At 55.6% G+C, this 13,437-nt stretch carries 9 protein-coding genes; 2 read left to right on the top strand and 7 right to left on the bottom strand.

Annotated elements, in window-relative coordinates; genetic code table 11:
* Positions 1 to 282: 282 nt before the first annotated feature.
* Positions 283 to 4,887, bottom strand: coding sequence for a glutamate synthase large subunit (gene gltB, locus DL346_RS18140; RefSeq protein WP_112883558.1), 4,605 nt, complete (start codon positions 4,885 to 4,887; stop codon positions 283 to 285).
* Positions 4,888 to 5,210: 323 nt separating this feature from the next.
* On the opposite strand from gltB, the gene DL346_RS18135 reads away from it, so the two are divergent.
* Positions 5,211 to 6,569 carry an SGNH/GDSL hydrolase family protein gene (locus DL346_RS18135; protein ID WP_165822567.1) on the top strand — a complete coding sequence of 453 codons (1,359 nt, stop codon included), beginning with the start codon at positions 5,211 to 5,213 and terminating at the stop codon, positions 6,567 to 6,569.
* Positions 6,570 to 6,787: 218 nt separating this feature from the next.
* On the opposite strand, the gene DL346_RS18130 is transcribed toward DL346_RS18135, so the two are convergent.
* The 4 genes from DL346_RS18130 to kapB form a co-directional block, all read right to left on the bottom strand.
* Entirely contained in the window at positions 6,788 to 8,803 is a 2,016-nt protein-coding gene (locus DL346_RS18130) for a YhgE/Pip domain-containing protein (RefSeq protein WP_112883556.1), read from the bottom strand.
* Between the two features lie 199 nt (positions 8,804 to 9,002).
* The gene (locus DL346_RS18125; RefSeq protein ID WP_112883555.1) at positions 9,003 to 9,590 is read right to left on the bottom strand and encodes a TetR/AcrR family transcriptional regulator; all 588 of its coding nucleotides are present in this window, start codon (positions 9,588 to 9,590) and stop codon (positions 9,003 to 9,005) included.
* A gap of 99 nt (positions 9,591 to 9,689) precedes the next feature.
* The gene (gene pyrE / locus DL346_RS18120; RefSeq protein ID WP_112883554.1) at positions 9,690 to 10,256 is read right to left on the bottom strand and encodes an orotate phosphoribosyltransferase; all 567 of its coding nucleotides are present in this window, start codon (positions 10,254 to 10,256) and stop codon (positions 9,690 to 9,692) included.
* 22 nt (positions 10,257 to 10,278) lie between these two features.
* Entirely contained in the window at positions 10,279 to 10,671 is a 393-nt protein-coding gene (kapB, locus tag DL346_RS18115; RefSeq protein WP_112883553.1) for a sporulation phosphorelay system protein KapB, read from the bottom strand.
* A 184-nt stretch (positions 10,672 to 10,855) separates the two neighbouring features.
* Between kapB and DL346_RS18110 the strand changes: the two genes are divergently transcribed.
* Complete coding sequence (locus tag DL346_RS18110; protein WP_112883552.1) at positions 10,856 to 11,971, top strand: MGDG synthase family glycosyltransferase; 1,116 nt, start codon at positions 10,856 to 10,858, stop codon at positions 11,969 to 11,971.
* 61 nt (positions 11,972 to 12,032) lie between these two features.
* Here DL346_RS18110 and DL346_RS18105 read toward each other — a convergent pair whose 3' ends face one another.
* Together DL346_RS18105 and DL346_RS18100 are read right to left on the bottom strand one after the other, a co-directional pair.
* Positions 12,033 to 12,419 carry a MerR family transcriptional regulator gene (locus DL346_RS18105; protein WP_112883551.1) on the bottom strand — a complete coding sequence of 129 codons (387 nt, stop codon included), beginning with the start codon at positions 12,417 to 12,419 and terminating at the stop codon, positions 12,033 to 12,035.
* An 18-nt stretch (positions 12,420 to 12,437) separates the two neighbouring features.
* Positions 12,438 to 13,418, bottom strand: coding sequence for an aldo/keto reductase (locus tag DL346_RS18100; RefSeq protein WP_112883550.1), 981 nt, complete (start codon positions 13,416 to 13,418; stop codon positions 12,438 to 12,440).
* Positions 13,419 to 13,437 lie beyond the last annotated feature (19 nt).

Raw genomic sequence — 13,437 nt, 5'->3', positions numbered from 1 at the left:
CAAAACAACCTCTCCTTTATTATATTCTCTCTAGTATATAACCACTTGTCTGAATTCATTATATCGAATCGCGTTCAAAAAGGATGTCGAAGGGTGTGGGCCTATTTTCACATTTATCTTGTTTTTTTGTCGATAAATGGTAATTCATCCTAACACAATATCAACTTTCCTTACATTTTGTAAGCGCTTGCTAAATTTGTTGCTACTCATTGCGGCAATTGGTACAAAAAAGACCGATAGCCGGACATGTCGTCCGCTACCGGTCTCTTTCAATTTGTTCGATTAGTTCCCGCCAACGCGCGCGAGTTCCTTCATATTCGCTTCGAATGCCGCGAGAAGCGCTTCGTCGCCGGCCAAGCCAGCTTGCTCCTGCTTCTCGATTTGCTCCAGCATCCGCTTGTAATCCTTCGGAATGACCTTCACGAATTTCTGCTTGGACGTCTCCCAATCGGAAAGAAGTCGGTCGCCGATCTCCGAGCCCGTGTTCATCACGTGGCGCTTGATCATGCCGTGCAGCTCTTCGGAATCGCGCTCATCTTCGACACGCTCCAGAAGAACCATTTCGATGTTGCAGTGTTTGTAGAAATCGCCTGCTTCATCCAGGACGTAAGCGACACCGCCGGACATGCCGGCTGCGAAGTTACGGCCTGTGCCGCCGAGAATCGCGACGCGGCCGCCTGTCATGTACTCACAGCCGTGGTCGCCAACGCCTTCGACTACGACGTTCACGCCGGAGTTACGAACCGCGAAGCGCTCGCCCGCGATACCGCGGATATAAGCTTCGCCGTTTGTCGCTCCGTAGAATGCCGTATTGCCGATAATGACGTTCTCTTCAGCCTTGAACGTAGCTTTCTTGGATGGCGCCACAATGATTTTGCCGCCGGAAAGACCTTTGCCGACATAGTCATTGGAGTCGCCTTCCAGAGAAAGCGTGATGCCTTTCGGAACGAAGGCGCCGAAGCTTTGACCGGCCGAGCCGACAAAGTGGAACGAAATCGTATCCTCCGGCAAGCCTTTCGCGCCGTGGCGGCGAGTCACTTCGCTGCCCACGATCGTACCGACTACGCGGTGGATGTTCGTGATCGGCAGCGTCGCACGGACTTGCTCGCCCGTCTCGATTGCGGGAAGCGCAAGCGGCAGCAATTGCTGCATATCGAGCGACTCTTCCAATTTATGATCCTGCTCCTGCGTGCAGTAGCGTGCGGAGCCTTGCGGCACCTCCATCTGATGCAGCAGCGGACGAAGATCGATGCCTTTGAGCTTGTAGTGGTCGATGAGATCCTTCGTTTGAAGACGATCTACGCGGCCGACCATTTCTTGTACGGTACGGAAGCCGAGCTCTGCCATAATTTCGCGCAGCTCTTGCGCGACGAACAGCATGTAGTTCGCAACATGGCTCGGGTCGCCCATGAACTTCTCGCGAAGCTCAGGATTTTGCGTCGCAACGCCAACCGGGCAAGTGTCAAGCTGGCAGACGCGCATCATGATACAGCCAAGAACAACGAGCGGCGCGGTCGAGAAGCCGTATTCTTCGGCACCGAGAAGAGCTGCGATCGCAAGGTCGCGGCCGTTCATGATTTTACCGTCCGTCTCAACAACTACGCGGTCGCGCAGGTTATTGATCATGAGCGTTTGGTGCGTTTCAGCAAGTCCGAGCTCCCACGGCATACCGGCGTGACGGATCGATGCAAGCGGCGATGCGCCTGTTCCGCCGTCGTAGCCGCTGACGAGGATGACGTCCGCGCGGCCTTTGGCAACGCCGGCAGCGATCGTACCTACGCCTGCTTCGGATACGAGTTTCACGTTGATGCGTGCTCGAGGGTTGGCGTTCTTCAGATCGTGGATCAGCTCTGCCAAGTCCTCAATGGAATAAATATCGTGATGCGGAGGCGGCGAAATGAGACCTACGCCCGGAGTGGAACCGCGAACCTCGGCAACCCAAGGATAAACCTTGCGTCCCGGAAGCTGGCCGCCCTCGCCCGGCTTCGCGCCTTGCGCCATCTTGATTTGAATTTCGTCGGCATTGACCAGGTAGTTGCTCGTAACGCCAAAGCGTCCGGAAGCAACCTGCTTGATCGCGCTGCGGCGGGAATCGCCGTTCTCGTCCAGCGTGTAACGCGACGGATCTTCGCCGCCCTCGCCCGTATTCGATTTGCCGCCGATGCGGTTCATCGCGATCGCGAGCGCCTCATGCGCTTCTTTACTGATGGAACCGTAAGACATCGCGCCCGTCTTGAAGCGTTTCACGATCGATTCCACGGATTCGACTTCATCGAGCGGTACCGGCTCGGCATCGTAATTGAAGTCAAGCAGCGAACGCAGCGTCAAATGCTTCTTGTCTTCGCCTTGCACGAGCGCGGAGAATTTCTTATACAGCTTATAGTCGTTCTTGCGGGAAGCCATTTGCAGCGTGTGAATCGTCTGCGGGCTGAACAAGTGGTCTTCGCCGTCTTTGCGCCATTGGTATTCGCCGCCGGAGTCAAGCTCCTTCACGCGGCCTTCTTGCTCCGCGAATGCGCGGTTGTGATGCTTCAGCGTTTCTTCCGTGATCACGTCCAGACCGATACCGCCGATCCGGGTTGTCGTCCAAGTGAAATACTCGTCAACAAGCTCTTCGTTCAAGCCGACAGCTTCGAAAATTTGCGCGCCGCGGTATGATTGGATCGTCGAAATGCCCATTTTGGACAAAATCTTAACGACGCCCTTCGTCGCAGCTTTAATGAAGTTTTTCACCGCTTTATCGTGCTTCACGCCTCTAAGCATGCCTTGGCGAATCATATCGTCGAGCGTTTCGAACGCCAGGTACGGGTTCACGGCGCTCACGCCGTAGCCGAGCAGCAATGCAAAGTGGTGCACTTCGCGCGGCTCGCCGGATTCCAGCAAAATGCTGACTCTCGTACGCGTGCCTTCGCGGATCAGATGGTGATGCAGAGCGGAAACGGCGAGCAGCGACGGGATCGCCGCATTCTCGCGGTCTACGCCGCGGTCGGACAAAATAAGAATATTATGGCCTTTGGCAATGACGCGGTCAGCCGCTTCGCACATTTGCTTCAGCGCAAAACGCAGTCCAGCTTCGCCTTCGGCTGCGTTAAACAGCGTCGGAATCGTGATGGATCTGAAGCCAGGACGGCGAATATGGCGAAGCTTCGCGAACTCCTCGTTCGAAAGCACAGGCGTAGCCAATTTAATGTGACGGCAGCTCTCCGGCTCCGGATTGAGCAGGTTGCGCTCTGGTCCAAGCGTCGTGCCGGTCGCCGTAATGATTTCTTCGCGAATCGCGTCGATCGGCGGATTCGTGACTTGCGCGAACATTTGCTTGAAGTAGTTGAACAGACGCTGCGGACGCTCGGACAGCACCGCAAGCGGAGCGTCGTAGCCCATCGAAGCGATCGGCTCTACGCCGCTGCCGGCCATCGGCTCAAGCACTTTGCGCAAATCCTCGAATGTGTAGCCGAACGCCTGCTGGCGGCTCTCGACCGTTTCGTGGTCCGGCTCCGGAAGCTCAGGCGCGTCAGGAAGCTCGTCAAGTCCGACAAGGTGCTCGTCAAGCCATTCGCGGTAAGGGTTCTCGGCTGCGATTTGAGCCTTCACCTCTTCGTCGGATACGATGCGGCCAGCTTGCGTATCGACAAGCAGCATACGGCCCGGGCGAAGACGGTCTTTGTACAAAATATTTTCAGGGTCGACATGAACCGTTCCGGCTTCGGAGCCGAGAATGATCACGTCATCCTTCGTAACGTAATAACGGGCAGGACGCAGTCCGTTCCGGTCGAGGATCGCGCCGATTTGCGTACCGTCGGTAAACGCCATTGCGGCAGGACCGTCCCACGGCTCCATCAAGCAGCTGTGGTATTCATAGAAAGCTTTCTTCTCGTCGCTCATGCCCTCATGGTTGGACCATGGCTCCGGAACCATCATCATCGCCGCATGCGGCAAGGAACGGCCGGAAAGGTACAAGAACTCGAGCGTGTTGTCGAACATCGCCGTGTCGGAGCCGTCCGGATTGATGATCGGCTTGATTTTGTCCAAATCATTGCCGAACAATTCCGAGGCCACCATCGTTTGGCGGGCATGCATCCAGTTCACGTTGCCGCGAAGCGTATTGATCTCGCCGTTATGGATGAGGTAACGGTAAGGATGCGCGCGCTCCCAGCTCGGGAATGTATTCGTCGAGAAACGGGAGTGAACGAGCGCAATGGCTGTTTCCATCGCTTCATCGTTAAGCTCCACGTAGAACGAGCGAACCTGCTCCGTCGTAAGCATCCCTTTGTACACGATTTTCTTGCTGGAGAAGCTGGAGAAGTAGAACGTGTCCGCGCCTTCCGCGCCGGAGTAGCGAATCGCGATTTCCGCGCGTTTGCGAATGACGTAGATCTTGCGTTCAAAGGACAGCTCATCCTTCAGCTCAGGATTGCGGCCGATGAACACCTGGCGAACGAACGGTTTTACCGATTTCGCCGAGTGGCCGAGCTTCTCGTCATTCGTAGGAACGGTACGCCAGCCAAGCAGCGTCTGTCCTTCCTCGCGGATGATCGCTTCGAGCTCGCGCTCATGCTTGCTGCGGATGCTCTCGTCTTGCGACAAGAACAGCATGCCGACGGCGTACTCGCCGCTTGCCGGCAATTCGACGCCAAGCTCCTTCATTTCACGGGAGAAGAAGCCATGCGGAATTTGCAATAAAATCCCCGCTCCGTCTCCGGTGTTAGGCTCGCTGCCTTGGCCGCCCCGATGCTCCATGTTCTCGAGCACCGTCAGCGCCTGCTGGATGATCGTGTGTGATTTAATTCCCTTGATGTTAGCCACAAAGCCCATTCCGCAAGCGTCTTTCTCAAATTGCGGATCGTATAGACCTTGCTTCGGCGGCAATCCTAAACGGTTCTCTTTCACTTGGATGCAACCTTTCTTATGAGAAATTTTTGAATAAACGGATGGAATGGATTCTTATACATCGAATCCGGCTTCATTTTCCAAGCGGTATCGCTTAAAATGAAGGTGTACATGCGAAAAAAATGAAAGCGTTTCGCATGAAATTCAGGTATTCCAAAAAGTTATTATATTATTTTAACACCAGTGCTTACCGATATCAATTTAATATTTTTATAATTGTGATAACCATTCTTTGCCACGGCACAGCAGCAATTCGAAAAATTAAATTCGAAATCGGATCGTACTCAATAAAACGCATAATTATGCATAAGGATGTGGAGAAAATGTATAGTAAATTCAGGAACCTTCCGCGCATAACCGTGACGCTCGCAGCCGCAGCCATGCTGCTTGGCACGTTCGGACCCGGCGGCGCTATCGCCGGGGGTACCGCTGGCGCGGGAGTCATTTTGCCATTATCCACACCTACTCAAGTTATACTGGCAACCACGCCTGCCGCGCCAAAAGCGGAAGCCGGCCAGCCGCTTCGCATCGTCGCGATCGGCGATTCCTTGACGGCCGGCTATGAGCTGGGCATGACGATCGATGCCGTACCTTACGGCTATGTCGAGCGCGTTTACGAGCAGGCGCTTTATCGCGGCCGCGCCGAATTGCAAAATTTCGGCATCCTTGGCCTGAAGACGCCGGGGCTTTTGAAACTGTTTGATGCGGCGGCGACCGGTACTCGCATTACAGCGGAGGGGATTCAGCCGGGCTTGTCCGCTTACCCGCTTGCGGAAGCAACGGCCGCGAAGAGCGACAGGCTTGCCGAAGAGGCAAAAAAAGCGGATTTGATCCTGCTGACGATCGGCGGGAATGATTTTACCCCGATCTTCGATGCGATTCGCAAAGAAGACTTGTCGGCCGACCAGCTGCAAACGCGGTTGGATACGCTGCTGGACGGTTACTATCCTATGCTCGAGTCGGCTTTGCGTTCGGTGTTGGGTTTGAATCCGAAGGCTGCCGTCGTTTTCTCTGATCAATATCTCCCTGCACCTAAGCCTTCCACGCTGAATCAGGCAATCACGGATGAACAATACGCGGTATTAATCGAAGGGGTCGACAAACTGAAGGCACAGACCGAAGCGATTGCCGCCAAATTCGAACAAGAAGGCTTCGATGTGCGGACCGTTGACGTCGCGCTGCCGTTTCGCGGCAAAGAGTTCGGCTACACGTCCATCCTCAGAGGGGATATTCATCCAAAGCAAGCCGGCTATGATGTAATGGGCAGAGTTTTCGCCAAAGGCATCTGGGGCGAGTACCGCGATCCTGATGCGCTCGCTTCGGGCGCTCCGCTGCGCGTGGTCGTGCGGGGCAAGTCGCTGAAGGGCGGCAACAAGCCGGTGCTTAAGAACAACACGACCTTCCTGCCGATGCGCGACGTGGCGGAGGCCCTTAACGCGACGCTCGCCTGGGACGGCAAGACGCGGACCGCGACGATCAAATCCGGCGATAAGACGGTCGCGTTTACGATCGATGCTTCGACGATGAAGGTGAACGGGCAACCGGTCCCGCTGGAAACACCGGCTTATCTGCAGCAGGTCGGCGGCAGCTCGGTAACGTACTTGCCGCTGGCCGCGCTGTCCAAGGGGCTCGGATACCAGGTGGTCTACCGGAAGCCGATCGCGACGGTGTTTATTAATTGAAAAAAGGCTGGACAACGCACAAGCAGATCAACTGCCGCGTAGTCCAGCCTTTTTATTGTGTGCTGATGATTATGAGGTGGTTTGCGATGCAGGTTCCGCCGTAACGAACTCAGTCGTGCTTATTTGCGACAAATATGCGGTTTGGAGCAGCTTAACGAATCGCAGAAGCGTTAATTCTTGTGAAATACGCATTTTCAGCCGCTTTGGTCCAATACGTGTTACGCCAGCACCGCATGCGCGGCCGGCTCTTGCTTTGCTTTGCGGTGCAAAATCAGGAAGACGACGAGCGATAAAGCCGCGAAAACGATGGCAAAGCCGGCGATGTGCAAAGCCTTGCTGCCGACGGTTTGCAGCTCGTTGCCCGTTACGATTTCGCGGAACGCGCCGATCGTGTACGTCATCGGCAGCCATGCGCTGATCTTCTGAAGCCACGAAGGCACGAGCTCAGACGGGTACGTGCCGCTACTACCGGTCAGCTGCAAAATCATGATCATGACGCCGAGGAAGCGGCCCGGCTGATCGAACGCGGTCACGAGGAACTGCACCATCATCATGAAGGTGACGCTAGCCAGCACCGACAGGCCGACAAATGCGCCTAAGTGATTCACTTCAAGCCCGATGCCGTAGAGCAAAATCGCGTCTGCAATCAGCGCTTGCACAATGCCGACGCCTGCAAACAAAAGCGCCTTGCTGACGAACCAGCTCCAGCCCGAGGCCGGCTTCGTGCCGGTTTCGCGCATTTGCATGACCGTTGTGGACAACAGCGCGCCGACGAACAAGCCGAGCGACAAGAAGTACGGCGTGAAGCCGGTGCCGTAGTTCGGCACGTCGGTCAGCTTCTCTTCCTCGACATGGACAGGATTCGCGAACATGTCGTAGAGGGCATCGGTTCCGGTGATGCCCCCGGTTTGCTTCGCGGCATCGCCGAGCTTGCCCGACAGCTCGGCCGTGCCGCCGGCGAGCTCCGCGGTGCCGTTCGCCAGCGCGGCGGAGCCGCTCGCGAGCTTGCCGGAGCCGCCGGCAAGCTCCGCCGCACCGCGGCCTGCGGCAACGGCGCCGTCGGCGAGCTTCGCGGCGCCGGCCGCGGCGGTTTCGGCGCCCGCGGCCAGCCGGGCGCCGCTTTGCTGCGCGGCGCCGAGCTGCGCATGCAGCGCCGCCAGCCCTTGCTGCAGCTGGCGCTGGCCCTGCTGCAGCTGCGCGCCGCCGCCGGAAAGCTGCGCGCTGCCGCCGGAAAGCTCGCCCGCGCCCGCAGCGACCGCGCGGGCTGCGCCGAGCAGCTCCTGCAGCGCGGGATCCTGCGCTGCATCCGGCTGCGCCGCGGCGTACGCCTCGAGCGCCGCAGCCAACTGCGCGGCCGAGCCGGCAAGCTGCGCGCTGCCTTGTTCTGCCGCAGCAAGCCCGGCGGCCAGCTTCGCGCCGGCCTCCGCGGCTTGCGAGGCGCCGTCGCCGAGCTTCGCTCCGGCGGCCTCGAGCTTGCCGAGCCCGGCAGCGAGTGCCGCCGAGCCGTCGCGCACTGCGGCCGTGCCGGCCGCCAGCTGCCCGGCGCCGCTGCCTAGCGCCTCAACCCCGCCGGCTAACCGCTCCGAACCCGCGGCCAGCTTAGCAACATTATCGCGCAGCAGCTGCGCGCCCAGCTCCGCATCGGAAGCGCCGGCGCTCAGCTTGCCGGCGCCTTCGCTAGCCTTCGCGATGCCGTCCGCCGCCTCGCCGATGCCGGAGAAGACCGCTTCGGCGTAGGCCTTCGTCACCTGCTGCGAAATCTCGGACTGCAGCTTCGCAACGGCGGTCTGGCCGATCTTCGCGGCCAAATAGTTTTCGCTGTCGTTGGACACGTAGCGAATCGCCGCCGGCTGCGGGTTCTCATCCATCAGCGTAGTCGCCTGCTTCGAGAATGACGCTGGAATTTCAATGGCATAATAGTAAGTGCCATCCTTTAGTCCCTGCTCCGCCGCAGACCGGCTGACGAAGGCCCAGTCAAACTCCTTGTTCGCCTTTAACTCATCGACCAAGTCTTGCCCGACGGCCAGAGGCTTACCCTCAAACTGCGCGCCGGCGTCTTCGTTGACGACTGCCACGGGCAGCTCATTCAGTTTTCCGTAGGGGTCCCAAAATGAACCGATCAGCATGCCGCTGTACATAACCGGAATGAAAATTATGCCGATAATCGGAACAAGCAGCTTCCGGTCACGTGTAATCCGGCGCATTTCCTTGCCAAACAACGATAAACCATTCATAACGCAACGCCTCCATGAGAATGAATAAATGACCGAATTAGTATTTTGGTCAATCGATAACAAACAAAAAGGCTAGCTCCCCTAGCCTAACTTGAACCGTACTTTCTTGCACCGTACTTTCTTGAACCGCACTTTCTTGAACCGTACTTTCTTGCACCGTACTTTCTTGATCGAACTACAGCCTAACCGGGTCCCCAAATCAACGCGCCGCGACGCCGCTGCTTAACAAATTCGTAAAATAATCCGCGATTTCCTCGCGCGTGAGCGGATGGCTTTTACTCCATTCCACTCCGATCGCTACATACAACTTCAGCATGATGAAAGCCGTCAGCGCCGGGTCGACGCTGTCGCGCAGTTCGCCTTTCTTTACGGCAAGCTCTACCTCATGCTGGATAAAGCCTTGAATCGCCTGCTCAAGCTTGGCGATGCCATCCTTGGCCATCGGCGTGCCGATATCCCGGATCTCCTGCGAAAGCTTCACCATCAGCTCATGCTTCTCGCGGAATAGCAGCAACTCGTGCAGGACAGCAGCCAGATTGGCAAAAAAGTTCCGCTCGCGGTCAATCATGCGTTCCGCAAGGCTGCGCAGCTCGCCGGCCAACTGCCGGATGATTTCGCCGAACAGATCTTCCTTCGTCGCAAAGAACGTATAAATCGTCCCTTTGCCGACGCCGGCGATTTTGGAAACAAGCTCCATAGTCGTCGCTTTATATCCGAACATGGCAAACGATTTTCCCGCCGCCTCGATGATTTGCATTCTGCGATCGACCGGCTTCTTCGATTCCATTACGCTGCGCCCCTTCCTTGACCTTAAAGCAATCCTATCAGAAAATGACCATAATTACAATCCGGTCAATTGGTCAGAATGAAGTTTTTCGGATTTCCTTCAATCCCCCCAGCCTTCCCCCTGATGCTCGACATCCTGATCTGCCCCGGCTGCAACGAGCTCCTCCATCTTGAACAGCGCATGAAGCTTCAGTCCGTTCTCCGCCAGGTTTTTGCGTCCGTCCGGGTGGCGTTCGATGACGCAGACGACATCCTCCACGATCGCGCCCGCTTCTCGCAGTTCCTTGACGCTTAGCAAAATTTGACCGCCTGTCGTTACCACATCCTCCACGACGCATACCCGCTTGCCGCGGATGTCGGCGCCTTCGGCAAGCTTGCAGGTACCATAGCTCTTCGCCTCCTTGCGCACGAACGCCGCGTTCAGGTTCGTCTGCAGTGACAGCGCCGTCGCGATTGGAATGCCGCCCATCTCCAGGCCTGCCAGCACATCGATTCCAACCGGTATGCGGGAGGACAGCTCGCTGGCGATCGCGCCCAGCACCTGCGGATTGCCTTCAAATAAATATTTATCAAAATAGGTATCCGATACTTGGCCGGAACGAAGCTTAAAGCTTCCCTTTAGATGCGAGATGCTGTAGATCTCTTTCGCCAATTCATTTTTGTTCATGAGTGCTGCCCCCGCGTATCCGTTATTTATATTCCTTTTCCAGCTGCCGCAGCTGCTCCAAACCGCGTTCCGCCCAGCGCTTCAGCCTGTCGATCGCTTCGATCTCTGCCGCTACCGCGCGTCTCAACGATTCCTTATAATCGGGCAATTCTCCGCGGTACAGACCGCCGATATCGCCGAATGGAACATTCACTTTCTCTGTATAACTGGACGCCCTTCGTTCATGAAACATCGGCACGTCGGGGTTATACGGATTGTGCAAATCTCCCTGCTCCGGGTGCTTGAGTACGGCAAGTACTTTAAGCAGCGCCCGCGGACCGCTGTTTTCCATGACTTCCCCTGCATATTCGCCCGTTTTATAGGTAAAATTCACAATAGCGCCTTGATCCGGGATAAACTTCTGGTTATTCTGCATCCTCATCCACTCCAATCTGATACTTGCCCGCAACTGGTGCGAGCCTCCTAATTTAAGGATAAATTAAGGAAACGATCGGAAGCAAGTCTCAATTCCAATCTTGTGCTGCAACGGGGTAACAGCGTAATATGATAAGAGGGTTTACAAGGATTCCCGACCCGGTTAATTCGAAGCAGGTGAGAAGATGCGAAAAAAACGAGTATTGCTCCTATCCGAAGGGTTCGGCTCCGGTCATACCCAGGCGGCCTATGCGCTTGCGGTAGGGCTTCGTTCACTTGACTCAACGATTCAGACCCGCGTCATCGAGCTGGGCAATTTTCTTAACCCGGTAATCGGCCCGATGATTGTATCCGCCTACCGCAAAACGGTGACGAAGCAGCCGAAGCTGCTCGGAAAGCTATATCGCAGGCAATATAAAAAATCGCTCAACCGATTTGCGCAGCTTGCGCTTCATCGGCTTTTCTATACGCACACGGAACAGGTCATCTCTCAATTGAAGCCGGATTTGATCGTGTGCACGCATCCCCTTCCGAATGCGGTGGTTTCGAGACTGAAGCGGCTAGGGCTTCAGATACCGCTGTATACGCTCATCACCGATTATGACGCTCACGGGACCTGGACCAGCTCGGAAGTCAATAAGTATTTGGTTTCTACGGTTGAGGTGAAGAAGAAGCTGACCGATCGCGGCATCTCGCCGAGCCGGATCGAGGTTACCGGCATTCCGGTTCATCCGAACTTCTGGCAAACCTACGACAAATCCGAGCTGCAGGCGCAATTCGATTTGAAGCCGCTGCCAACCGTCCTTATTATGGGCGGCGGCTGGGGGATTATGTACAGCGATGATTTGCTTGCGTATATGACCCGCTGGCGCGACCGCATCCAGCTGATCTACTGCGTCGGCAACAACGAGAAGGTGCGAGAGCGCATGCTCGCCGAATCGAGTTTTCAGCATCCGAATATCAAGGTGCTCGGTTTTACGAAGGAAATCAACAAGCTGATGGACGTCTCCGACTTGCTCATCACGAAGCCCGGCGGCATGACGTGTACGGAAGGTTTGAGCAAAGGCATCCCGATGCTGTTCTACGAGCCGATCCCTGGCCAAGAAGAGGTCAATTGCGAATACTTCGTCGCAAGCGGCTTCGGCGAAATGCTCGTCTCCACCGAAACGATCGACAAATGGTTTGAGCTCATCCAAGAGCCATACACCTCCGGCCAGCACCGCATGAATTTATTGAACAAACGCAATCAGCAATACAACCCGATGGAATGCTCGCGCGCCGTCCTGCAGCTCATGCAGTGACGGCTTTTTTCATAAACGAAAGCAAGACCCCCGTTCGATTAACGAAACGGGGGTCTGCCTATTACGAATCATGTGCCATCAATGCTTTTTCTTTCGCGCCTATAGTCTGTTCATATCTGGCAATCTTATCATCCAGACGCTCCAATACGCGCTTCATCTCTTCCATCCGCGTCAGGAGCTGATCACGCTGCCCGATCAAAAGTTCTTTTCTAGCTGCTACGGTCGCGTCACCCAGTTGAAACAACTTAACATATTCGATTAACGTTTCAACCGGAAGTCCTGCTCCCCGCATACATTTGATGAATTCCACCCACTTGCAATCTTCTTCGGTGTAGTCCCTGAGACCGCTCTTATTTCGGTTTACGCGCGGGATAAGTCCGATTCGTTCATAGTAGCGGAGCGTATCCTGGGATAAATCGTATTTATCGCTGACCTCTGCGATCAACATGCCGTTGCCCCCCTCCGATTAAATGGCTCCAACGACCGGATGAGGAACATACGGCTCTTCCAGCGACGCAATTTCTTCTGCCGTTAACGTAATCGAAAGAGCTGCTGCCGCATCTTCGAGATGGGACGTTTTTGTCGCGCCGACGATGGGGGCAGTTACCGGTTGTTTCTGCAGAAGCCAAGCCAGCGCGATATGGGCGCGGGGAACGCCGCGTTGCTCTGCGATGGCGGCTACTCGCTCCACGATCAATCTATCCGTATGTGCCGTCGCGTCATATTTAGATTTCTGAACTTGATCCGTTTCGGAACGATGCGTGGTTTCCGCCCAATCGCGCGTCAATCTTCCCGAGGCTAACGGGCTATAAGGAATGACGCCGATTTTCTCTTCCTTGCAGAGCGGCAGCATCTCCCTCTCCTCTTCGCGGTAAAGAAGGTTCAAATGATTTTGCATGGATACAAACTTGGTCCACCTATTCTTCTCAGCAACATGCAATGCCTTTAGGAATTGCCAAGCGTACATAGCGGATGCTCCTATATATCTGGCCTTCCCTGCTTTCACGACATCGTGCAACGCTTCCATCGTTTCTTCAATCGGCGTATGGTAATCCCAACGATGGATTTGGTAGAGGTCTACGTAGTCCGTCCCCAGCCGCTTCAGACTCTTATCGATTTCACTCATAATGGCCTTTCGGGAAAGTCCGGCGCCATTGGGGCCTTGATGCATGCGAAAATGAACCTTTGTCGCAAGAACGATTTCATCGCGATTGGCATAGTCCTTCAACGCTCGTCCGACAATTTCCTCGCTTGTTCCATCTGAATACACGTTCGCCGTATCGAAAAAATTGATGCCAAGCTCCAATGCTCTCTTAATAATCGGACGACTCCGTTCTTCATCAAGCACCCAAGGATGAACCCACCGCTCCGCTACGCCAAAACTCATACAGCCAAGACAAAGCCGGGACACATCCAAGCCGGTATTGCCAAGCTTCACATATTCCATTCGATCGTTCCTCGCTTTC

The sequence above is a fragment of the Paenibacillus montanisoli genome (genome assembly GCF_003268025.1).
Taxonomy (GTDB): domain Bacteria; phylum Bacillota; class Bacilli; order Paenibacillales; family Paenibacillaceae; genus Paenibacillus_Z; species Paenibacillus_Z montanisoli.
This window is presented reverse-complemented; position numbering and strand designations above follow the sequence as displayed.

Bases quoted from the DNA above. Each gene is read 5' to 3' on its own strand.
- DL346_RS18135 (WP_165822567.1), top strand. From the start codon at position 5,211: ATGTATAGTAAATTCAGGAACCTTCCGCGCATAACCGTGACGCTCGCA.
- DL346_RS18130 (WP_112883556.1), bottom strand. From the start codon at position 8,803: ATGAATGGTTTATCGTTGTTTGGCAAGGAAATGCGCCGGATTACACGT.
- DL346_RS18125 (WP_112883555.1), bottom strand. From the start codon at position 9,590: ATGGAATCGAAGAAGCCGGTCGATCGCAGAATGCAAATCATCGAGGCG.
- pyrE (WP_112883554.1), bottom strand. From the start codon at position 10,256: ATGAACAAAAATGAATTGGCGAAAGAGATCTACAGCATCTCGCATCTA.
- kapB (WP_112883553.1), bottom strand. From the start codon at position 10,671: ATGCAGAATAACCAGAAGTTTATCCCGGATCAAGGCGCTATTGTGAAT.
- DL346_RS18110 (WP_112883552.1), top strand. From the start codon at position 10,856: ATGCGAAAAAAACGAGTATTGCTCCTATCCGAAGGGTTCGGCTCCGGT.
- DL346_RS18105 (WP_112883551.1), bottom strand. From the start codon at position 12,419: ATGTTGATCGCAGAGGTCAGCGATAAATACGATTTATCCCAGGATACG.
- DL346_RS18100 (WP_112883550.1), bottom strand. From the start codon at position 13,418: ATGGAATATGTGAAGCTTGGCAATACCGGCTTGGATGTGTCCCGGCTT.